Origin of the sequence: Bacillus sp. JCM 19034, assembly GCF_001310635.1 — a bacterium.
In the GTDB taxonomy this organism is placed as follows: Bacteria; Bacillota; Bacilli; order Bacillales; family Bacillaceae_D; genus Halalkalibacter.
Map to the genome: position 1 here is coordinate 179,610 of NZ_BAXR01000003.1, position 21,389 is coordinate 200,998.

21 protein-coding genes and 6 pseudogenes are annotated in these 21,389 nt (G+C 37.3%); 16 read left to right on the forward strand and 11 right to left on the reverse strand.

All coding sequences use genetic code 11. From position 1 onward, the window contains the following. The first annotated feature begins 350 nt into the window (after positions 1-350). From pdhA to lpdA, 5 genes and pseudogenes are all read left to right on the forward strand, one after another. Positions 351-1,435 (forward strand): annotated as a pseudogene (pdhA, locus tag JCM19034_RS07110) (pyruvate dehydrogenase (acetyl-transferring) E1 component subunit alpha). Between the two features lie 3 nt (positions 1,436-1,438). Further along, the gene (locus JCM19034_RS07115; protein ID WP_062048462.1) at positions 1,439-2,416 is read left to right on the forward strand and encodes an alpha-ketoacid dehydrogenase subunit beta; all 978 of its coding nucleotides are present in this window, start codon (positions 1,439-1,441) and stop codon (positions 2,414-2,416) included. A gap of 74 nt (positions 2,417-2,490) precedes the next feature. Continuing rightward, the gene (locus tag JCM19034_RS24705; RefSeq protein WP_370621838.1) at positions 2,491-2,775 is read left to right on the forward strand and encodes a biotin/lipoyl-containing protein; all 285 of its coding nucleotides are present in this window, start codon (positions 2,491-2,493) and stop codon (positions 2,773-2,775) included. Then, entirely contained in the window at positions 2,717-3,775 is a 1,059-nt protein-coding gene (locus JCM19034_RS07120; RefSeq protein ID WP_370621839.1) for a dihydrolipoamide acetyltransferase family protein, read from the forward strand. Before JCM19034_RS24705 ends, JCM19034_RS07120 begins: the two co-directional genes overlap by 59 nt. Before the next feature lie 3 nt (positions 3,776-3,778). Continuing rightward, positions 3,779-5,188 (forward strand): dihydrolipoyl dehydrogenase, encoded by a 1,410-nt coding sequence (gene lpdA, locus JCM19034_RS07125; RefSeq protein ID WP_062048464.1) that lies wholly within the window; start codon positions 3,779-3,781, stop codon positions 5,186-5,188. 410 nt (positions 5,189-5,598) lie between these two features. Here the strand turns inward: lpdA and JCM19034_RS24000 are convergent, their stop codons facing one another. From JCM19034_RS24000 to JCM19034_RS07135, 3 genes and pseudogenes are all read right to left on the reverse strand, one after another. After that, entirely contained in the window at positions 5,599-5,721 is a 123-nt protein-coding gene (locus JCM19034_RS24000; protein WP_269431672.1) for a hypothetical protein, read from the reverse strand. Positions 5,722-5,931: 210 nt separating this feature from the next. After that, positions 5,932-6,324 (reverse strand): hypothetical protein, encoded by a 393-nt coding sequence (locus tag JCM19034_RS07130; RefSeq protein WP_062048467.1) that lies wholly within the window; start codon positions 6,322-6,324, stop codon positions 5,932-5,934. A 108-nt stretch (positions 6,325-6,432) separates the two neighbouring features. Then, positions 6,433-7,472 (reverse strand): annotated as a pseudogene (locus JCM19034_RS07135) (aromatic acid exporter family protein). A 105-nt stretch (positions 7,473-7,577) separates the two neighbouring features. On the opposite strand from JCM19034_RS07135, the gene JCM19034_RS07140 reads away from it, so the two are divergent. The 3 genes from JCM19034_RS07140 to JCM19034_RS21650 all read left to right on the forward strand — a co-directional run bounded on the left by JCM19034_RS07140 (position 7,578) and on the right by JCM19034_RS21650 (position 9,455). After that, positions 7,578-8,402, forward strand: a complete 825-nt coding sequence (locus JCM19034_RS07140; protein WP_062048471.1) for a polysaccharide deacetylase family protein — start codon at positions 7,578-7,580, stop codon at positions 8,400-8,402. A gap of 76 nt (positions 8,403-8,478) precedes the next feature. Further along, positions 8,479-8,913 (forward strand): hypothetical protein, encoded by a 435-nt coding sequence (locus tag JCM19034_RS21645; protein WP_156323909.1) that lies wholly within the window; start codon positions 8,479-8,481, stop codon positions 8,911-8,913. Between the two features lie 113 nt (positions 8,914-9,026). Then, positions 9,027-9,455 (forward strand): hypothetical protein, encoded by a 429-nt coding sequence (locus JCM19034_RS21650; protein WP_156323910.1) that lies wholly within the window; start codon positions 9,027-9,029, stop codon positions 9,453-9,455. 198 nt (positions 9,456-9,653) lie between these two features. On the opposite strand, the gene JCM19034_RS07150 is transcribed toward JCM19034_RS21650, so the two are convergent. Then, a complete protein-coding gene (locus tag JCM19034_RS07150) occupies positions 9,654-11,129 on the reverse strand; it encodes an aminotransferase class I/II-fold pyridoxal phosphate-dependent enzyme (protein ID WP_062048473.1) in 1,476 nt (491 codons plus the stop codon). Positions 11,130-11,335: 206 nt separating this feature from the next. Here JCM19034_RS07150 and JCM19034_RS07155 point away from each other — a divergent pair, with 206 nt between their 5' ends. Continuing rightward, a complete protein-coding gene (locus JCM19034_RS07155) occupies positions 11,336-11,608 on the forward strand; it encodes a UPF0223 family protein (RefSeq protein ID WP_062048475.1) in 273 nt (90 codons plus the stop codon). A 64-nt stretch (positions 11,609-11,672) separates the two neighbouring features. Here the strand turns inward: JCM19034_RS07155 and JCM19034_RS07160 are convergent. Then, positions 11,673-12,298 (reverse strand): annotated as a pseudogene (locus JCM19034_RS07160) (YktB family protein). A gap of 238 nt (positions 12,299-12,536) precedes the next feature. Between JCM19034_RS07160 and JCM19034_RS07165 the strand changes: the two are divergent. Together JCM19034_RS07165 and JCM19034_RS07170 are read left to right on the forward strand one after the other, a co-directional pair. Then, entirely contained in the window at positions 12,537-12,731 is a 195-nt protein-coding gene (locus JCM19034_RS07165) for a hypothetical protein (protein WP_062048477.1), read from the forward strand. A gap of 196 nt (positions 12,732-12,927) precedes the next feature. Further along, positions 12,928-13,727, forward strand: a pseudogene (locus JCM19034_RS07170) (inositol monophosphatase family protein). Positions 13,728-13,750: 23 nt separating this feature from the next. Here the strand turns inward: JCM19034_RS07170 and JCM19034_RS07175 are convergent. Then, positions 13,751-13,948, reverse strand: coding sequence for a YlaF family protein (locus JCM19034_RS07175; RefSeq protein WP_062048479.1), 198 nt, complete (start codon positions 13,946-13,948; stop codon positions 13,751-13,753). 233 nt (positions 13,949-14,181) lie between these two features. Between JCM19034_RS07175 and typA the strand changes: the two genes are divergently transcribed. After that, on the forward strand, positions 14,182-16,020 hold the full coding sequence (typA, locus tag JCM19034_RS07180; RefSeq protein WP_062048481.1) for a translational GTPase TypA: 1,839 nt from the start codon (positions 14,182-14,184) through the stop codon (positions 16,018-16,020). Positions 16,021-16,045: 25 nt separating this feature from the next. Further along, positions 16,046-16,381 (forward strand): YlaH-like family protein, encoded by a 336-nt coding sequence (locus JCM19034_RS07185; protein WP_062048484.1) that lies wholly within the window; start codon positions 16,046-16,048, stop codon positions 16,379-16,381. 120 nt (positions 16,382-16,501) lie between these two features. On the opposite strand, the gene JCM19034_RS20900 is transcribed toward JCM19034_RS07185, so the two are convergent. Beyond that, positions 16,502-16,663, reverse strand: coding sequence for a YlaI family protein (locus JCM19034_RS20900; RefSeq protein WP_082393836.1), 162 nt, complete (start codon positions 16,661-16,663; stop codon positions 16,502-16,504). A 182-nt stretch (positions 16,664-16,845) separates the two neighbouring features. Here JCM19034_RS20900 and JCM19034_RS07190 point away from each other — a divergent pair. Beyond that, positions 16,846-18,199 (forward strand): annotated as a pseudogene (locus JCM19034_RS07190) (PhoH family protein). A gap of 63 nt (positions 18,200-18,262) precedes the next feature. Here JCM19034_RS07190 and JCM19034_RS22975 read toward each other — a convergent pair. Further along, on the reverse strand, positions 18,263-18,523 hold the full coding sequence (locus tag JCM19034_RS22975; protein ID WP_231686856.1) for a hypothetical protein: 261 nt from the start codon (positions 18,521-18,523) through the stop codon (positions 18,263-18,265). Continuing rightward, on the reverse strand, positions 18,475-18,729 hold the full coding sequence (locus JCM19034_RS22980; protein WP_231686857.1) for a hypothetical protein: 255 nt from the start codon (positions 18,727-18,729) through the stop codon (positions 18,475-18,477). The genes JCM19034_RS22975 and JCM19034_RS22980 overlap by 49 nt, the downstream gene beginning before the upstream one ends. A gap of 79 nt (positions 18,730-18,808) precedes the next feature. Here JCM19034_RS22980 and glsA point away from each other — a divergent pair, with 79 nt between their 5' ends. Both glsA and JCM19034_RS07205 read left to right on the forward strand, forming a co-directional pair. Next, the gene (glsA, locus tag JCM19034_RS07200; RefSeq protein ID WP_062048486.1) at positions 18,809-19,735 is read left to right on the forward strand and encodes a glutaminase A; all 927 of its coding nucleotides are present in this window, start codon (positions 18,809-18,811) and stop codon (positions 19,733-19,735) included. Positions 19,736-19,856: 121 nt separating this feature from the next. Continuing rightward, a pseudogene (locus JCM19034_RS07205) lies at positions 19,857-20,137 on the forward strand (YlaN family protein). A 133-nt stretch (positions 20,138-20,270) separates the two neighbouring features. On the opposite strand, the gene JCM19034_RS24710 reads toward JCM19034_RS07205, so the two are convergent. Together JCM19034_RS24710 and JCM19034_RS07210 are read right to left on the reverse strand one after the other, a co-directional pair. Continuing rightward, positions 20,271-20,414, reverse strand: coding sequence for a hypothetical protein (locus tag JCM19034_RS24710; RefSeq protein ID WP_370621840.1), 144 nt, complete (start codon positions 20,412-20,414; stop codon positions 20,271-20,273). Next, complete coding sequence (locus JCM19034_RS07210) at positions 20,411-21,163, reverse strand: heme A synthase (RefSeq protein ID WP_370621841.1); 753 nt, start codon at positions 21,161-21,163, stop codon at positions 20,411-20,413. The genes JCM19034_RS24710 and JCM19034_RS07210 overlap by 4 nt, the downstream gene beginning before the upstream one ends. Between the last annotated feature and the right edge of the window lie 226 nt (positions 21,164-21,389).

Genomic DNA, 21,389 nt, shown 5'->3' on the forward strand with positions numbered 1-21,389 from the left:
ATTATAAAAACTTAATTGATATATAACACAGTTTTATTCAAAAGAGTGTAAGGAATGAAATGGAATTACCAAATGAAACAACAATACAAAAGGATTGACGAATTTATATAATGTAGGTTAGACTTATGTTCGAAGATAATTATTGTATTAGTTAACAGATGATTAGACTAATACAGTATTAGTGTTCAATGAATATTTTTAACACTGTAAGACTTGAAACCAAAATCGAACAACATCATCCGTAATGGATATAAGTTGATTGGGCATTATATGCATGAATGGTTAACAGTCTTGCGATTTTAAAATGAATGAATAGCAGGTTCTTATTTTTTAGGAAGAGGTGAAGGTTAGTGAGTACAAGAACGTTAGAACAGATTGAAAGTCAATTTGAAACGTTTCAAATTTTGAATGAAAATGGCGAATTAGTTAATGAAGAAGCAATGCCTGAGTTAAGTGATGAGCAGCTTCAAGAATTAATGAGAAGAATGGTGTACACACGTATTTGGGACCAACGGGCTATTTCTTTAAATCGTCAAGGTCGTTTAGGGTTCTATGCCCCAGTAGCAGGTCAAGAAGCTTCAATGCTTGGTTCACAATTTGCATTAGAGAAAGAAGATTGGATTTTACCTGGATATCGTGATGTTCCTCAAATTGTATTCCAAGGATTACCACTTTATCAAGCGTTTTTATGGTCACGTGGGCATTATCAAGGTGGACAACTTCCTGATGGGTTAAATGTGCTATTCCCGCAAATTATCATTGGTGCACAAATAATTCAAGCTGCAGGTGTAGCACTTGGTCTGAAGCGTAAAGGGAAAGAAAATATTGCGATTACTTACACAGGTGATGGTGGTGCTTCACAGGGGGACTTCTATGAAGGGATGAACTTTGCTGGTGCATATAATGCTCCTGCCGTATTTATCGTTCAGAACAATCGATTTGCTATCTCTGTACCTGTAGAAAAGCAATCTGCAGCAAAGACAATTGCTCAAAAAGCGGTTGCTGCTGGGATTGAAGGAATACAAGTTGATGGAATGGATGTTCTAGCTGTTTACAAAGCTACAAAGGATGCACGTGATCGAGCATTGGCTGGCGAAGGGCCATCATTAATTGAGACATTAACATATCGTTATGGACCCATACGATGGCTGGGGATGACCCTACTCGTTATCGTTCTTCTGAATTGGATGATGAATGGACGAAAAAAGATCCACTCGTGCGTTTCCGTAAGTTCTTAGAAAATAAAGGACTTTGGAACGAAGAGAAGGAAAATGAAGTCGTGGAAGAAGCAAAAGCAGATGTAAAAGAAGCAATTAAGAAAGCTGACGCTGCTCCTAAGCAAAAAGTAACCGACTTAATTGGTTTTATGTTCGAGGATTTACCAGCAAATCTTCGTGAACAAATGGAAGAATTTACAGCAAAGGAGTCGAAGTAACCAATGGCGCAAATGACGATGATCCAAGCGATTACGGATGCAATGCGTAATGAGCTTAAAAATAACGAAGATGTACTTGTGTTTGGGGAAGACGTTGGTAAGAACGGAGGTGTATTCCGTGCAACTGAAGGTCTTCAAGCTGAATTTGGTGAAGATCGTGTTTTTGACACCCCTCTTGCTGAATCTGGTATTGGTGGTTTAGCAATTGGTCTCGGTTTAACGGGTTTTCGTCCGGTAATGGAAATTCAATTCTTTGGTTTTTTATTCGAAGTATTTGATTCTTTGGCAGGTCAAATGAACCGTATGCGTTATCGTACAGGAGGTAAATTAACTTCACCAATTACTGTTCGTTCACCGTTTGGTGGTGGAGTTAAGACTCCGGAAATGCATGCTGATAGCTTAGAAGGGCTTGTTGCTCAAACACCTGGATTAAAGGTTGTAATTCCTTCAACTCCATATGATGCAAAAGGTCTTCTTATCTCAGCAATTCGTGACAATGATCCTGTTGTTTATTTAGAGCATATGAAATTATATCGCTCATTCCGCGGAGAGGTACCTGAAGAGGAATATACTATTCCACTAGGAAAAGCAGATATTAAGCGTGAAGGAAAAGATTTAACCATTGTTACATATGGAGCGATGGTACACTCATCTTTAAAAGCAGCAGAGGAGCTTGAAAAAGAAGGTATTGATGTTGAAGTTATTGATTTAATGACAATTAGTCCGATTGATATTGATACAATCATTGCATCCGTTGAAAAGACGAATCGTGCAATTGTTGTTCAAGAAGCACAAAGACAAGCTGGTATAGGAGCAAACGTTGTAGCTGAAATTACAGAGCGTGCAATTTTAAGCTTAGAAGCTCCTGTTAAGCGTGTAGCGGCACCTGATACTGTGTATCCTTTTGCAGCAGCAGAAGACGTTTGGTTACCGGATTACAAAGACATCGTTGAAACAGCTAAGGAAGTAATAAACTTCTAAATTGCAAAATGAGAAAGGAAAGATGACTGTCTTTCCTTTTATCTAATAGTTAAGAAACAAAGGAGGCACATAAGGTGGCATATCAGTTTAAATTACCGGATATTGGTGAAGGTATTCACGAAGGTGAAATCGTAAAATGGTTTGTAAAAGAAGGCGATGAGATAAAAGAAGATGATATCCTTCTTGAAGTCCAAAATGATAAAGCAGTTGTAGAAATTCCATCTCCTGTTGATGGGAAAGTTCTTGAAGTAAAAGTTGAGGAAGGTACAGTTTCAATTGTAGGAGATGTCTTACTGACAATTGATGCGGGCGATGCAAATCCTGCTGAGGAAGAAGCACCAGCAAGAAGAGAAAAGTGAAGCACCTGCTGCAAATGAAAAAGCAGACGAGCAGACTAAGACGGAAAAAGCTTCTGAAGCAGATGATAACGTTCGTGTTATTGCAATGCCTTCAGTTCGAAAGTATGCACGTGATAACGGTGTAAACATTGCTAATGTATCTGGCTCTGGTAAAAATGGCCGTATTATAAAAGAGGATGTAGATGCGTTCTTAAATGGTGACAATTCAGCTACGGAAGCAACGGAAGCAACGGAAGCTGTCACAGAGGATAATAAGTCGAAAGATACAGCTGCAAAACCTACATCTATCCCAGTTGGAGAACTTGAAGAACGTGTACCTTTAAAAGGTGTTCGTAAAGCAATTGCCAAAGCAATGGTTAATTCTAAACACACTGCTCCACACGTTACGCATATGGATGAGGTTGAAGTATCAGGATTAGTAGCACATAGAAAGCAATATAAGGAAGTGGCAGCTGAGCAAGGAACGAAACTCACCTACTTACCTTATGTCGTTAAAGCATTAACGTCTGCTTTACGTAAATTCCCAGCTCTTAATGCTTCAATTGATGATGCTAAAGAAGAGATTGTATATAAGAAATATTTCAACATCGGAATTGCAGCTGATACAGAGCATGGTTTATTTGTTCCTGTTATTAAAGATGCTGATCGTAAATCAATCTTTGCACTTGCTGATGAGATTAATGAGCTTGCTGCAAAAGCACGTGATGCTAAATTAAGTGGAGATGAGATGAGAGGTGGATGTGCAACAATTTCAAACGTTGGTTCTGCTCGTGGGTTATGGTTCACTCCAGTTATCAATCATCCAGAAGTAGCTATTTTAGGTATTGGTCGAATTGAAGAAAAGCCAGTAGTAAAGGATGGCGAAATTGTTGCTGCACCTGTACTAGCCCTTTCAATCAGTTACGATCACCGTCTAATTGATGGAGTAACAGCACAAAATGCATTAAACCATGTGAAACGCTTGTTAAATGATCCACAATTACTATTAATGGAGGGGTAAGAAATGGTTGTAGGAGATTTCGCAAATGAAGTAGATACTCTAGTCATTGGTTCAGGTCCTGGGGGATATGTTGCGGCAATTCGTGCAGCACAGCTTGGGCAAAAGGTTACTATAGTTGAAAAAGGGGATATTGGTGGCGTTTGTCTAAACGTTGGTTGTATTCCATCAAAAGCACTTATTTCAGCAGGTCACCGTTATCACAATGCAAAAGCATCTGAAGATATGGGAATTGTTGCTGAGAATGTTTCTATTAATTTTGAAAAGGTTCAAGAGTGGAAAGCTTCAGTTGTAAATAAATTAACTGGAGGAGTAGAAGCATTATTAAAAGGTAATAAAGTTGAAATTGTTAGAGGGGAAGCATATTTTGCTTCTGAGAACTCTGTTCGTATCATGGATGAATCTAGTGCACAAACGTACAATTTTAAAAATTGTATTATTGCAACAGGTTCACGACCAATCGAAATTCCGGCTTTTAAATATACTGAAAGAGTTATTAATTCAAGTGGTGCACTTGCCCTTAAAGAAGTACCGAAGAAAATGGTTGTAATCGGTGGAGGTTATATCGGAATTGAGTTAACTGGTGCCTTTTCAAATATGGGGACTGAAGTTGTTGTTCTTGAAGGTACAAAACAAATTCTTGGTGGATTTGAAAAGCAAATGGCTAAGCTTGTTGAACGTCGCTTGAAAAAGAATAAAGTTGACTTTAAGTTCGAGGCAATGGCCAAAAGTGTGGAAGAATCAGAAGACGGCGTAAAGGTAACTGCTGAAATCAATGGAAAAGAAGAGGTATTCGAAGCAGACTACTGCCTAGTAACAGTAGGGCGTAGACCGAATACCGATGAGATTGGTCTTGAACAAATTGGTGTTGAAATGACCGATCGCGGCATCGTTAAAGTTGATAAGCAATTACGTACTAGCGTATCAAATATTTTCGCTATTGGAGATATTGTTGCTGGCCCGCCACTTGCACATAAAGCTTCTTATGAAGGTAAGATTGCTGCTGAAGCGATTGCTGGTGAAAAATCAGAGATTGATTATTTGGCTATTCCTGCTGTTGTCTTCTCTGAACCTGAACTTGCAAGTGTTGGTTATGATGAAGAAGGTGCAAAGGAAGCAGGGTTTGATGTAGTTGCAGCCAAATTCCCATTTGCAGCTAACGGACGTGCTCTTTCACTAAATGAAACGGATGGCTTTATGAAGCTTATAACTCGTAAAGAAGATGGATTAGTGATCGGTGCACAAATAGCAGGTCCTGGAGCTTCTGATATGATTGCAGAGCTTGGTTTAGCTATTGAAACAGGTATGACGGCAGAAGATATTGCCTTAACGATCCATGCTCACCCAACTCTTGGTGAGATTACAATGGAAGCTGCTGAAGTAGCACTAGGTACACCAATTCACATCGTTAAATAAATGAAAAGACGACTAAAGAGGTTCTTTAGACGTCTCAGACCGTAGACAAAACGCCTTTGAGAAGTCGATTCTCAAAGGCGTTTTTACGTTAATTCGTCTATATATTAGTATGTCGTAAGTGGCATGCTTCATCCATGTTCCGTAGAACCAGCTTATGATGTTTTTACTCTTGGTGCATTGGTGTAAGACCAGACATGTCTGGCAAATCGATAAATTAGTATGTACTCGCGATCCCCTTCTCGGTTTGTCGTCCGCTGGAAGAAGCTGATCTTTTGAAATGTAACACTCATAGTATTCATCATAGATAAACTCATGTTTCTTAACATAACTCTGCGGTGTCATTGGACGCTTATAAGGTATGATAGTTCGTACTTCTTCATCAGAAAACTTCTTCGCAACAATTGGAATCTTTATCCGATATCTATGACAACTTCTTGCACTTTCATCATGATCTCTTTTAGTTGAACAAATAACTCGTGAAACACTTGACTATCGTGGAAATTGGCAGGAGTTACAATTGACGACTGGGTCAATACGCCGTCCTGCCAAAAGCGTGCCCCCCATCCTTAGGAGTGGGTTCAAAGTGCTGTATCGTGACAAATCTCTATACAAAAAGCCTGTCGACCGTCTCTTTTTTGCGAGACTTTGCCGACAGACTGGGACGTCTAAAGAGGATCTTTAGACGTCTTTTGATAACAAAAAAACCAAAGGAATAAAAGTCCTTTGATTTCTAATAAGAAAGGTTAATTATTAGTCTCTTTCGCCAAGAAAAAATGTAATAGTTCAGCCAAGATTGCCTCTTCTGTTAAAACGCCTTCCAATCTAACATGCTCTGTCTTACCTGTTAAAATAAGCATCGTTGGGAATTGATTAATTTCAAAAAAACGTATCGCATCTCGATCGTCCGCATCAACTATAATAATTGATGGGATTTCTTCATCATAATGTTGTTGCAAAGCTAAATAAGCATCATAATATGTATGTTCATCCTGCAGAGAGCTGGAATCAGAAAATAAAACGGTAATCGTTTCGTTATCGGGATAGTTTAAAGGATTTTCTTCGGTGGAGGCGACTGAAACACAAGCAGTTAAAATACACATTGTGCTAAATAAAATAAACATGAAGTACTTGTCCAAAGCAGTTCACTTCCTTTTTGCATACTAACGTTCCTTTCATTTTAGCACGCACGGTAAAGACTTATTCTAAAGTAACAAAAATGTAATGAAATAGAAATATTTTCAAGTCTATTCTGTTAAAGAAGGCTTGGAAAAGATATAAGTCGGATAACTTTTTTCTTCAATTGACACACGACGTTCATCGCTAGTAATTTGTGATAGATCGTTTAACACCCTTTGCAGAGACTGTAATTCAAGACATAATTGGTGAAGAAATAAATCTGATTGCTCATACGTTTCTTGCAGCTTTTTTAATTTTCCTAAATAAATAAAGTGTTCAGTTGTTAATTGATGGTAAGGGTCTTTTAATATCGAGGAAAAAGACTTAATCGACTGCTCAATAACTTCTTTATGTTCATCTATTAAATGATGATTCATTCTACTATGAGCTATTTTACCTAAGTGGAAAAGGATAAAGTGTAAATAATCCATTTTCTTTTGTAAATAACTAAATGAACGCCGCTCAAGCTCAGTGGAACGGCGATAAACCCATTCGTCAATTTGAAAGTGAATAAACTGATATGCCTTCATTAAATCATCTTGTAATAAACGGTAATGAACCGTCTTATTTTGATCATTTTGATTTAATTGGTCGTTCATAATAGCTAACAAGCAATCGGCGGCTTGAATAAAGAGCTTGTTTACTTTCTCTGATAGTATAGGGCCAAATTTTGGTGGTAAGATAAGAAAATTGATTAAGCTAGAAACGATAATACCGATAGAAGTACCGGAGATTCTTACTGCAAAATCTGAAATAATGTCAAATGATGTAGCTGGAATCATTGCAACAGCTGTTAACGTTGCCACGAGTGTTCCAGTATCAAGTTTCAATTTCAAGCAGGTCATAATGGTTAAGATTGAAACAATTGCATAAGTAAAAGGAGTTGGACCTAATACCATTGTTAGAACGATAGCAAATATTGCCCCTATTGCAGCTGCCGGTAAACGAATTAATCCTTTTTTATTGAGTCAGCAGCAGTCGGTTCAACAGTCACAATGGCTGTTACGACCGCAAAAGTTGGAGGGATATCGATGAAGTGACAAATAGTTGCTGTAAGTAAGACAGATAATCCTGTTTTCAATACTCGTCTTCCAATCAACCCTTTCATCGTCCGCCTCCATTATCTTTGAAATGATGAATATATAACAGCATAATACTAGTATGGCTTCTATTATTTCTTGTTATACTTATTAAGTGAGGGAGTGAGCTAAAGATGAGAGTTAAACGAACATATGGGTTTCTTATATGCTGTGTGCTAACGATGGTTAGTTGCAATCAAGTTGAAGAGACGAAAATAGAAGCGAATAATCAACTAGAGATAGCTGAACCGGAGGTTGAAGAGCAAGAAACAAATGCTGAGAATATAGTAGAAGGAATTGATGAGGAGCTTGAGACAGAATTAGAAGAATTAGATTACTATCGTGTGAATGAAGAAAATTGGAGTATAGAGCCGATTGACGATGGGAATGAACAAGTTGTTTTAGTAACAATTGACGATGCTCCTGATAAATATTCTATAAAAATGGCAGAAACTCTTGATAAATTAGGGGTGAAAGCAATATTTTTTGTTAATGGACATCTTTTAGATGACGACGGGAAACGAGTAGTTAAGGAATTACATAAGCGCGGCTTTGAAATAGGTAATCATACGATGAATCATCCTACGATGAGTGATCTAAGTGAGGATGAGCAACGATCAGAAATTGTTGAGCTTAACGACATTATTTACGAATTGATCGGAGAATATCCCCGTTTTTATCGTGCCCCATTTGGTGGTAATACGGATTATACGAATGAGTTAACCGCTGAGTTAGGGATGGTAAAAATGAATTGGACTTACGGTTATGATTGGGAGCCTGATTATTTAGAGCCAGAACCATTGGCGGATATTATGGTAAATGCACCATTATTACAAAATGGGGCTAATTTACTGATGCATGATCGAAAGTGGACGGCTGATGCATTAGAGAGTATTGTGCATGGCTTAAAGGAGAAAGGGTATGAATTTGTTGATCCAGAGCAGATCAAGACAAAATAGGTCAAAGTCTACTTGTTATTCAATGATGAGAACGGTAAAATAGGCGTCATATGACAATTTAGGAGGAGTCTTGGACGTGTGGAAGTCGATTATAATGCTCTCTTTTTGTTGTATTCTTTTAGTAGCTTGTCAAACCACTAATGATGAGCCAGAAAGAAGTGCAAATAATGGAGACGAATTAGAACATCAAGAGAATACTGATAATTCAGCTAGTAATGAAAGAGAGGAAGACGATACACTTCAACAATTATCTGTAGAGTGGATTAATGATCAAGCGTATTTTGCGGTTGAAGATTTACTTGAGATCGTTGAAGGTGATTATGAGTTTGATGAAATCCATCGGACAGTTAATATCGAAATTAATAATGATTATTATTATTTAATAGACGGGGTTCCGGTACTCGAGCGTAATGGTCAATATGTAGCGACCGACGACATCCATGTTAGAATTGTTGAGGATGAAGATGAGTACAATATTTATCTACCGATTGCTTTATTGAAAAAGGATTAGAGATTCCGTTAAATGAAGAAGATCATTTTGTTTCTTTCGATTGGTATGGGCCTACAAATAGAGTTGGTGGTCCACCAGAGGATTTTAATATTTTTGACTGGGATGTCGAGCAAATGGTGGAATACTTGTCGTTTTTAGAGCGGCCAATTAAAGGTGCACAAGTAAGTCGTCAAGCAAGTCATTTACCTGGTGCTCCAAGAGAGTATCGGAATGGATTTCATGAAGGGATAGACTGGTATGGATATGCAACCGGTGAAGTTATCACACCAGACACACCTATTTATGCTATGGCAGAAGGTATTGTTGTACGTGTTGATCATAACTTTGAAGAATACGAATCACCAGAAGAACGAAATAAAGATTTAGCTCTTACTGTAGAGCTGCAAGACACGCCAGAGTATATTTTTGATCGTTTACGAGGTATGCAAGTGTGGGTTGAATATCCAGGTGGAGTGATGAATCGCTTTGCTCATTTATCAGGTATTCCCGAAGATTTACAAGTAGGGATACAGTTGATGAAAATACGATTATCGGTTATGTAGGTAACTCGGGGACGAGTTTTTCTGTTGCTGGAGATGAAATGGGAGGTCTTCATTTACATCAAGATTTACTCATTTATGGTGACTTATTTTGGGAGCCATTTACTTTAGAAGAGACGTCGACAATTTTACAACGTATTTGGGATTAAATACAGCCTGCACAAGTTTTATCATTGCTCTTGTGCAGGCTGTTTTTTTAAATCATAATATCGGTTTATGTTCTTTAATAACACGTAACGTCTTGAACGTTTCGTCTTCTGGTCCTTGGACTGGTAAGCCGTTGTGTAAGTTTTCAGTAATGTATTGTAAATTTTCAGAAGTAATTATTTCACCTGGAATTAAAATTGGTATACCAGGCGGGTAAACCATGACAAATTCAGCGATAATGCGGCCTGCTGATTCTGAAAAAGGGATCCTTTCTGTTTCAGCATAAAAAGCATCTCTTGGTGAAAGTGATAAAGTGGGAATATCTGGAACTGAAACGGACTTTGGTGAATGTTCAAACGAAACGTCGTATTCACTTGCTAAGTGCTGTAAAGCCGTTAGTAAAATATTCATTTTTTCTTCCGAATCTCCAAGTGTAACAAGACAAAGGATATTATATAAATCAGACATTTCTACTTCAATAGAGTAATGCTCTCGTAACCAAAGCTCAACATCATGGCCAGAAATCCCTAAATTGCGCACTGAAATGATCAGTTTCGTTGGGTCTAAATCGTACGTTGCCGGAGTACCAAGTATTTCTTTGCCAACACACGTTAGTCCTGGTATTTCATTGATTTTTCGCCGAGTATCATTAGCAAGTTCAATCGTTTTAGACAATAGTTTGTGCCCTTTGGTTGCAAGCTGCATACGTGCAGTATCCAAAGATGATAGTAATAAATAAGATGTAGATGTTGTCGTTAACATACTGATGATAGCTTGGACTCGTTTGGGAGACACGAGCCCTTCCTTTACATTTAAAATGGAGCTTTGTGTCATAGAACCGCCAAGCTTGTGCACACTCGTAGCAGCCATGTCAGCCCCGGCTTGCATTGCTGATAATGGAAGTTCCTCATGGAAATGAATGTGGACACCATGTGCTTCATCAACGAGAACGGGGATTTCATATGAATGTGCAAGTTGAACAATTTGTTTTAAATCACCAGCAATGCCAAAATAGGTTGGATTAATTACTAATAATCCTTTCGCATCAGGGTGAACTTGTAATGCTTTTTCGACTGAGTCAACTGTAATACCGTGCGAAATTCCAAGGCTCTGATCGATTTCGGGATGAATGAAGATCGGTGTAGCCCCAGAAAAGATGATTGCTGACATAATCGATTTATGGACGTTTCTCGGTACAATTATTTTGTCACCAGGACCACACACAGCCATAATCATAGTCATAATGGCACCGCTCGTACCTTGGACAGAAAAAAATGTATGGTCAGCTCCAAAAGCGTCTGCAGCCAATTCTTGGGCATCTTTAATAATGCCACTAGGATGGTGAAGGTCGTCTAACGGAGCTATATTAATTAAATCAATTGCTAATGCGTTCTCACCAATAAATTGTTTGAATTCCGGGTCCATACCAGCTCCTTGTTTATGGCCAGGAATGTGAAATTGAATAGGTTGTTTTTCTGCGTGTTTTCTAACACCAGTGAACAACGGTGTATGATGTTGTTGTCGTGACAACGGGTTCACCTCTTTACGTACATAATCAAATGATAAAGCAAAATGAGTATATCAAAAAAGAGCATTAATTCCTAGTAGAGTATGTAAAGGCTTGTCTTTTTCTAAAGTTTGCGATTGAATAACATGGTAATGTTCATTTTTATACTAGTATTTATTTGAAAATGACATAATAGTTAAAGATAATAGATGTAAAGGGAGTGAAGTAAATGGATCGTTCTTTACCAATTTCGCTTGATTGGAGTACAGAAGAAGTAATTGATGTTATCCGGTTTTTTGAATGTATAGAATTAACCTATAAACAACCAGTCAGCCGTGTAACAATACTAAATAACTATCGGCGCTTTAAAGAGATTGTTCCTAGTAAAAGTGAGGAAAAAACGTTATGTAAGCAATATGATGGAGAATTTGGAATATCTACTTACCACGTTGTAAAGCGTGCTAGAGAAGGTAAGGAAGAACAGATTAAAAGTGTACGATAAACGTACAGCATTCTACATAAAAGTGCCTAAAAGCAGCGTTCTTTTAGGCACTTTACTTTTCCATTTATTGATTTGCACTCATGGCTGCTTTATATAGGGGTAACAATTCCTCATACGTATTTTTAACATAGCCTAAGAGCTTGTCTTTATCTTTGACAACTTTATCATCTGGTTTTAAATGTTTACCAACTAGAAACTCAGCTTTTTTGACATCTCTAAAACGAATAAGAGCTTGCTTTAACTCTTCCTCTGAATAATCGTTTAATCGTTTAGCGTCTTTTTTCATATGTCTAATGATACGACAGTTTCATTTGGCAGTGTTCTAAATAGGTCTAATCGTTCTAAAAACATGTTCGCTATTACTGCTTTTGAAGGTAACTCGTATATTAAAGCAAGCCAAATAAATAAATGATCGTCAAACAAACCAACTTGAAAATGGGGATGTTTTTTATAGCCACGTTTATTGTCTGCAATAGCTAACCATGTATCATTTGGTGGATTGACTGTACGTCTAGCGTGTCTGGCAATATGTAAATGCATTTCGTTGCCAATCATCATCGATAAATCGGTAGCTAGTTGGGCACCTATTTCATGGAATTTAGGTTGAATTCGGTTTTTAATTGCGTCCATCCGCTCATCTAAACCTGAAATATGAAATACTTGAAAGTCTTCTTTTGTAAAACCGTCCATGTGTAAACCTCACTTCTTTTTTTATGATAAAATAAGACTGTTACTCCAATATTATCATTATTGTATCATAGTAACGTTGTTGTCGAAAAAGATGTGCTTATTGAGTTTGCCAATCCTAAATCTTTCGTAATACTCTTGATTTTATTAGAATTTTAACTTAAAATAACTATAAATAACTGAAAATTTCGTCAAATGCTTAGGCTGTTATCCGAGCCATTTAGAAAAGGGAGTGTAGCAAATGGAACAATTAATGAATACGTTAAAACAAAATGACGGTCGAGAGAGAATTCCTGTGTTGCGTCTCGAATTAGATTATGAGCTCGTTACCTTACATGATGCAATGGTAAATGAAGATTTAGTAGCTATAAATAATGCTAAAAATCGATTACGACAGCTTCGAGCAGAATTAATTGAATATGGAGTGTTTCGCTAAATAGAATACTTGAGATGTGCACGATATATTCGCAAAGCACATCTCTTTTTATTAGGCGTATTACATATAACTTTTGGTGAAACTAATGAATGGATGTTTCGCTTTTTTTTCTAATTACTTGCTTCATTGGTATGATTAACGTCATAATAAACTATAGGTATGCAATGTTTATACTTAGAGGAGGTACGAATAAATAATGTCTAATGATTGGCGTGAAATTGAAAAGATAGCTAAAAAGTGGATTTATGAAGCGAGTGACCTCATTAAGGCTTCATTTGCTAAATCGATACATATTGAAACGAAATCAAATGAAAATGATCTTGTTACAGAAGTGGACAAGTCAATAGAATCATTTTTTTTCATAAAATAAAGGAAGCGTTTCCTGAACATTTCTTTTTAGGAGAAGAAGGTATTGCAGAGGAATTAGATTCATTAGAAGGGACTGTATGGTTAATTGACCCAATTGACGGCACTATGAACTTTGTCCATCAAAAATATAATTTTGCCATTTCTGTTGGGGTATATCATGATGGTGTTGGTATGGTTGGGTTAATTTATGATGTTATGACTGATGAATTATTTCATGCAGTACGTGGAGAAGGTGCTTACTTAAATGGAAAACCACTAGTTCCCGTAAAGGAAAGGCCTGTTGAGCAATCAATAATAGGGATTAATGCACGGTGGTTAGTTGAAGGAAAGAACCCTTACCGAATTCCTTTATCGGCATTAGTGCGCGATGTCCGTGGTACGCGATCAATTGGATCGGCAGCAATTGAAATTGCTTATTTAGCTGCAGACCGATTAGATGCTTATATTAGTGTAAAACTTTCACCTTGGGACTATGCAGCTGGTCTTGTTTTACTAGAAGAGGTAGGATGTAGAGCGTCAAATTTCCAAGGTAATCCACTTAGTCTATTGGAGCCAGGGACATTTGTTGCAGGCAAACCTCGTGTACATAAACAAATGATTTCGGCTTATTTAGGAGAAGAACATTAATGCTTAAAGCAAAGAGCCTGATGCTATGCATCAGGCTCTTTATTAACACTTTCTCTCACTTTTTTCTTCAATGTGAAGCCGAGTCCCATTGCTATAATAATGCCAGCAACAGCCAAAAGAAAGATAAGCATGCTTTTTTCAGCAACAGCGACTCCAATACTCATAATACATACGACAGTAATAATAGCCAACAGTAGAAATAAAAAATTTTCCTTCTTCATCGATGTCCCCCTATAGGCAATTCATAACTATAGTGTACCTGTTTATTAGAATAAGAAAAAGGCTTGAATATGTCAAAACAAGTAAAACTGATTGAATATAGCCACATTTTTTGTGCTGGAAATTAATTTTTCTATAAAGATGGTATTAGTTCTAAAGAAGAAACTTGCTAAAAGCTATCTTCACAAGTTATACTTGTACAGTTAAAGAACGTATAAGGAGAGAAAAAGATAACATGACCATTCGTAACGATATTCGAAACATTGCTATTATTGCCCACGTTGACCACGGAAAAACGACGTTAGTTGATCAGCTTTTAAAACAATCAGGTACGTTTCGTGAAAATGAACAAGTTGATGAACGTGCTATGGATTCCAATGCCCTTGAAAAGGAACGCGGTATAACGATTTTAGCGAAAAATACAGCGATCAATTATAATGATAAACGTATAAACATTATGGATACTCCAGGACACGCTGATTTTGGTGGTGAAGTGGAACGGATCATGAAAATGGTCGATGGTGTTCTCCTTGTTGTTGATGCATATGAAGGGTGTATGCCACAAACGAGATTCGTATTAAAGAAAGCTCTTGAACAGAAGTTAACGCCTGTAGTAGTCGTTAATAAAATAGACCGTGATTTTGCGAGACCGCTAGAAGTTGTTGATGAAGTGATTGACTTATTTATCGACCTTGGAGCAGAAGAGGACCAATTGGATTTCCCAGTCGTATTTGCTTCTGCAATTAATGGTACAGCGAGTTTGGACCATGAGAAACAAGATGAAAATATGAATTCATTATTTGAAACGATCATTAATGAAATTCCCGCACCAATAGATAATAGTGAAGAACCGCTACAATTCCAAGTTACGATGTTAGATTATAACGATTATGTTGGCCGAATTGGGATTGGACGAGTATTTAGAGGGACGATTAAAGTAGGTCAACAAGTGGCATTAATGAAATTAGATGGCTCGGTTAAGCAATATCGTGTAACGAAGATGTTTGGTTTTCTTGGGCTCAAACGCATAGAGATTGATGAAGCTAAAGCAGGTGATTTAATCGCTGTTTCCGGGATGGAAGCAATTAATGTCGGTGAAACAGTATGCCCATTAGATCACCAAGAGGCATTGCCAATTCTTCGAATTGATGAGCCAACGCTACAGATGACGTTTTTAGTGAATAATAGCCCTTTTGCTGGACGTGAAGGGAAACATGTGACTGCACGTAAGCTTGAGGAACGATTAAAGTCAGAGCTCGAAACAGATGTTAGTCTCCGTGTTGAAAATACCGACTCGCCGGATGTCTGGGTCGTCTCTGGCCGTGGGGAGCTTCATTTGTCAATTTTAATTGAAAACATGAGACGTGAAGGCTATGAGCTCCAAGTTTCAAAGCCAGAAGTAATTATTCGTGAAATTGATGGAGTGAAATGTGAGCCGATGGAGCGTGTCCAAATCGATGTTCCGGATGAATATACAGGTTCAGTAATGGAATCATTAGGAGAACGTAAAGGTGAAATGCTGAATATGACTAATAATGGAAGCGGCCAAGTTCGTCTTGAGTTTTTAGTTCCAGCACGTGGTTTAATCGGTTATACGACAGAGTTCTTGTCACAAACAAGAGGATATGGGATAATTAATCATTCATTTGATAGCTATGCTCCTATTGCTCCTGGACAAGTAGGGGGACGTCGTCAAGGTGTTCTTGTCTCAATGGAAACGGGAAAAACTAGTCAATATGGAATTATGCAAGTTGAAGATCGTGGAACTATTTTTGTTGAACCAGGAACGGAAATTTATGAAGGGATGATTGTTGGAGAGCATACTAGAGATAATGACTTATCAGTTAATATCGTCAAAATGAAACAACAAACAAACGTCCGTTCAGCTACGAAAGAAAATACAGTCACGATGAAAAAACCGCGTATTATGACTCTTGAAGAGGCATTAGAATATTTAAATGAAGATGAATATTGTGAACTTACGCCAGAATCGATTCGACTACGTAAGAAAATATTAAATAAATCGGAACGTGAGCGTGAGGAAAAACGCCGTAAGCTTGCTACAAAAGGGTAAGAGGAGAAAGGATAGGTGACCGGAAATGTTGGTCGGGAGCCCGCAAATTTCAGAGGAGAATTTGGAAAGCTTAAATTGGTTAATGAGAGCAACTGCCGAAAATCCGTGGAATGGCTTTTATGCTTTTTTAGTCATTGTTGCATTAGCCATTATCGTATTTAATCTCGGGTTTGCAAGAAAATTACCAATATTGAAGAAAATACTCGTCTATATTACGCTTTTTATCGGTTGTTTTGTTCTTTGGTTCCTAGAATTTGCTTTTGGTGCACCAATTATTGTTGTATTAATAATCTCAGGACTCGTTTTAGGAATTTACCGATTTCGTTTACATCTCCATCGCAAACAACAAAAAGGTGCATAATGAAAAAACCAGCTATCTTAGGCTGGTTTTTTCGTTGTGTTTATAATTTATGATGTGAAGTGTCATTTCGTTTATAAACAACCTCATCATTTACATGTAGCAGGAGTTTAAGAAATCAAGTTATTCTTTCGGTTGACGTCGTTCTTCGGTTTTCAATTTTATACGGTCATAACAGTCATCACACATATACGTATGAATCGGTCTATTTCGTAAACGTTTTGCCAAAGGTAAATCATCAGCTATTTTATCAATTTTATCACATATGACACATTTAACTCGCATGTTGAGTTTCCTCCTTTACCATTACTGTTATTGTAAGCAAAGAATGAATGAAAATCTACTTTAAAATTCACGTGAGTTTAAATTTCGATGACCTAGTATATAATTTTTCTTCTAGATTGCAAAGCTTGAACATACATTTTGAATACAAACACATCTTAGAAGCAGTTACTAAAATCAATGTTATCGAAACCGTAGTCAGGAGGCGGAATGTTGAAAAAATTTACGTTTTGGATACAAACGTGCTCTTACAAGACCCCTACTCCATTTATTCGTTTCAAGACAATGAAGTTGTTATACCAGCTGTTGTACTAGAGGAATTAGATTCAAAAAAACGTAATATGGATGAGATCGGTAGAAATGCTCGCAAGTTCTCAAAATGTATTGATAAATTAAGAGATGTTGGAAAATTGCATGACGGTGTGGAGTTAGAATCTGGTGGGGTATTACGAGTAGAGTTGAATCATCGTTCTTTTTTAAGATTAAAAGATTCCTTTGCGGAAATGACGAATGATAATCGCATTATTGCGGTTGCCCTAAATCTAATGATGGAAGAAAGAGAAAAGGAGGATGGAAAAGATGTCATATTAATAAGTAAAGATGCCCTTGTCCGAGTTAAAGCGGATGCACTTGGTTTAAAGGCAGAGGACTTTTTAAGTGACCGTGTCATTGAATTTGAACATGTTTATCCAGGTTTTGTTGAAGTATATGTAGATTCATCTGTTATGAAAAGTTTCTTTTTAAAAGGTGAAATTACTATTTCTGAATTAACGAAGCATCCTTTTTACCCACATCAATTTATAATTATGAAGGATGCACTTGGTAGCTCAAGTTCAGCTTTAGGTAAGGTGGAACCGGATGGGAAGAAAGTAAAACCTTTTTTAAATGAGCGAACAAGTCTGGGGAATTCGTTCACGAAATGTGCAGCAACGTATGGCGTTTGAATTACTCTTACGAGAAGATATTCACTTAGTGACACTAATAGGCAAGGCTGGAACTGGGAAAACGTTATTATCACTGGCAGCAGGTCTATTACAAACGGAGGACTTAGGGAAATATAAAAAGTTAGTGGTGGCAAGGCCAGTCGTTCCATTAGGGAAAGATATCGGTTATTTACCAGGTGAAAAAGAAGAAAAGCTACGCCCATGGATGCAGCCAATTTACGATAATTTAGAGTTTCTATTTAACACGAAGAAGCCTGGAGAGCTTGATCAAATATTAGCAGGAATGGGTTCTATTCAGGTAGAGGCTCTAACGTATATACGTGGGAGAAGCATTCCCGATCAATTTATTATTATTGATGAGGCACAAAATTTAACGAAGCATGAAGTGAAAACGATTTTAACTCGTGTTGGTGAAAGAAGTAAACTTGTTCTTATGGGAGACCCACAGCAAATCGATCATCCATATTTAGATGAATACAATAATGGGTTAACATACGTCGTTGAGCAATTCAAAGACCAAACTGTAAGCGGCCATATTAAATTAGTAAAAGGTGAACGCTCTGGACTAGCTCAGATTGCAGCAGACTTGCTATAAAGGGGAGGCATTTTAGCCCCTCCTTTAACAACGTATTGTAAGTTTTTTATGTTTAGAATTGGTTCAGTAGCATTTGAGCCGTCTCCAAATAGAGATGGCGGGACCATCCTCACGTAATGGCTTACCGTCTTTTGCGAAGCCTAGTAATGCATCTTTTGCATCACTAAAAGGTAGTGAGAACATATCGTTATTACTATACACTTCAATTGATGTTGGAGTTCCCTTAGGTTTTGCATTTTCGATAAAAGGAAGTAAAGGTATCGCATACTTGCCATTTATTTCTCGTTGCTTCTTATGCTTAATTTCATTTCCGTTTGAATGCAAGCGTGGTGGTGCAGAACCTTCAAGTATTTCTTTATCCCATTGAGCTGAGATTGCTTTTTATACGCAGTATCCTTATCTTCAGTAATCGACTCTTCGTTAAAGTATGTATCAAGATCAACCTTTCGCTCGTCAAATATCCAGACTGTTGGGTCAATCGTTAATGGATGTTGGACGTCACCATCAATAAAAAAAACAAATTCTTGCATAACTTTATCCCCCTTGACATGCTGTGTCATAATCAAGTATAAATGGTTTCAACAGATTTGTCACACTTGGAGGGATTTCATGGTTTGTCAATATGGTTCTGAGTTAAAGCGAATGGTTGAAGAAGTACGGGTACATACGAAAGATGGTAACTTAGCTGATTATATACCGGCATTAACGAAAGCAAACCGTGACGATGTTGCTGTGTCCATTTTTGATGGCCAGTCAACTTGTTTCAGTGAAGGAAATCATAAGCAACGATTTACGTTACAAAGCATATCAAAGGTTTTAACGTTAGCTTTAGCGTTGATGGATCATGGGAAAGAGGTTGTTTTTGATAAAGTCGGGATGGAGCCGACAGGTGATCCATTTAATTCAATCGCTAAATTGGAGTCGAATAAACCGTCCAAACCTTTAAATCCAATGATTAATGCAGGTGCGTTAGCTGTGAGTTCCCTCATTATAGGGGAAACGGTTGATCAAAAAGTAGATCGATTAATTGCATATGTCAGTCAACTAAGCGGAAATGAATTTTTGACATACAATGCAGAAGTTGCACAGTCTGAATATGAGACAGCTGACTTGAATCGATCGCTAGCTTATTTTATGAAACAACATGGAGTAATTGCTGGAGATATTGAAAAGCTACTGTTATTTTATACGAAGCAATGTGCGATTGAAGTCTCATGTGAAGACCTTGCTCGAATTGGTTATGTGCTTGCTAATGAAGGGAAGAACGAAGATGACATAGAAGTGATTCCAGCAGATGTTGCCAGAATCGTCAAAACATTTATGGTCACTTGCGGGATGTATAACGCATCTGGTGAGTTTGCTATAAAAGTGGGCATACCTGCAAAAAGTGGTGTATCAGGTGGAATTCTTTGTGCAGTACCTCATAAATTGGGGATTGGAATTTACGGCCCTGCATTAGATGATAAAGGAAATAGCATCGCTGGTATGAAGTTACTTGAATTCATTTCTAAGCACTACCAATTGAGTATTTTCTAGAAAGGCAGCTAAATATAATTGATAATGATTATTATAACCAATCTTTCTGATTAAAAGGATTGCTTTTTCTTACTAGAAAAGATACTATTAAGACAGGATTAATCATGAGGGAGGGGTCAAAGTGTCAGCCGAAATGGTGACTGGAGATAGAGAAAAAGCATTAGCCCTTCTGAAATCAGATGCGGAAAAAATCAGGCAGCTAATTGAGGTTCAAATGGAAAATTTAACGATGCCTCAGTGCCCTTTATATGAGGATGTTCTTGATACACAGATGTTCGGATTATCAAAGGAAATTCATTTTGCTGTCCGATTAGGTTTAATAGATGAGGAAGTTGGCAAAAAATTCTCGATGAACTTGAACGTAAACTAGCCGATCTCCATGATTCTACTACGAGAGCATAAAAAGTCAAGCTAAAATGTAGCTTGACTTTTTATTTCGCTTATAAAAGGTAGAGTTGGCAACCTGTTGTGCAATTTTTGCGAAAGCATGTTTAATCTCGTGACAATTGGTGAAAAATAACATCAATTAATGTAGTTAGTGTTTGCGTAATAGAATCATGACTAAGTAGCTTAACACCGCAAATAATACGGAAATAACCAGTGCATGTAATAAACCGATTGATAAAACATCATTTTGTGTAAAAACGACAGATACACCACTAATTAGTTGTACGGTCACAAGAATAAAACATAGGATGGACGCCATAGTAATACTTGTTCTTTCTTGTATTGTTTGATTGTCCAAATCATTAAAATGAGTAGCACAATTAAAAGAATCGATCCGGCTATTCTGTGGAAATAATGGGCACCTACCGGACCTGAAAATCCCGGAAATATCATCCCATTACATAATGGAAAGCCTGCACATGCTAATGTTGCCTGAGTATGTTTTACATAAGCACCAGTGTAAATAACAGCATAACAGTAAATAATCGTCAGAAAAACATAGGCTTTATAACGCTTGGATACTTGTACTATCACACGAATTCCCTTTGAATCCTCATATGCTAAGATAGTCAATAACACAACAGCAGCTAACGACATAGCCGATATTCCAAAATGAAGAGCTAGAATTGCTTTAGATTGTCCAAATACAACTGCACCTGCTCCAAGTAGACCTTGAAAAATAATTAAAATAACGGATAGGATTGCCATTAATCTTGTTTCTTTAACATGCTTTAATTGTTTCCAAGACCATAGTGCGAGAATAATAATTAATGCGCCGACAAGTCCTGATACAATTCGGTGACTATATTCAATAATTGTTTCAAGTGCTGGATTCGTTGGAATGACTTCTCCAAAGCAAAGTGGCCAAGTTGCTCCACATCCTTCTCCAGACTCAGTTTTCGTAACAAGGGCTCCTTGAATTAAAACAATTAAGACACCGATAGAGGTTAAGGTTCCAAAGATTTTTAATTTTTTATGCACGGTGATCACCTTTCTTGTATAAAAATGCTCAAAAATATGCTAGAGTAAGCTATGGTGTAAGACTACTTACCCATTGATCTTATGTAGATTTTTGTTAAAAGTCAATTTAACAATGATGAAGATTTTATGACATACATAATTGTGAAGAAAATGTGAACCTCATGATTTTAGTGAAACTATTAGGAATTTAAGATATAATGTCACTGTACTTGTTATTAGGTGAGGA

Coding starts and splice junctions, on each gene's coding strand:
- JCM19034_RS07115 (WP_062048462.1), top strand. CDS start 1,439: ATGGCGCAAATGACGATGATCCAAGCGATTACGGATGCAATGCGTAAT.
- lpdA (WP_062048464.1), top strand. CDS start 3,779: ATGGTTGTAGGAGATTTCGCAAATGAAGTAGATACTCTAGTCATTGGT.
- JCM19034_RS07140 (WP_062048471.1), top strand. CDS start 7,578: ATGAGAGTTAAACGAACATATGGGTTTCTTATATGCTGTGTGCTAACG.
- JCM19034_RS21650 (WP_156323910.1), top strand. CDS start 9,027: ATGGTGGAATACTTGTCGTTTTTAGAGCGGCCAATTAAAGGTGCACAA.
- JCM19034_RS07155 (WP_062048475.1), top strand. CDS start 11,336: ATGGATCGTTCTTTACCAATTTCGCTTGATTGGAGTACAGAAGAAGTA.
- JCM19034_RS07165 (WP_062048477.1), top strand. CDS start 12,537: ATGGAACAATTAATGAATACGTTAAAACAAAATGACGGTCGAGAGAGA.
- JCM19034_RS07175 (WP_062048479.1), bottom strand. CDS start 13,948: ATGAAGAAGGAAAATTTTTTATTTCTACTGTTGGCTATTATTACTGTC.
- typA (WP_062048481.1), top strand. CDS start 14,182: ATGACCATTCGTAACGATATTCGAAACATTGCTATTATTGCCCACGTT.
- JCM19034_RS07185 (WP_062048484.1), top strand. CDS start 16,046: ATGTTGGTCGGGAGCCCGCAAATTTCAGAGGAGAATTTGGAAAGCTTA.
- JCM19034_RS20900 (WP_082393836.1), bottom strand. CDS start 16,663: ATGCGAGTTAAATGTGTCATATGTGATAAAATTGATAAAATAGCTGAT.
- JCM19034_RS22980 (WP_231686857.1), bottom strand. CDS start 18,729: ATGCAAGAATTTGTTTTTTTTATTGATGGTGACGTCCAACATCCATTA.
- glsA (WP_062048486.1), top strand. CDS start 18,809: ATGGTTTGTCAATATGGTTCTGAGTTAAAGCGAATGGTTGAAGAAGTA.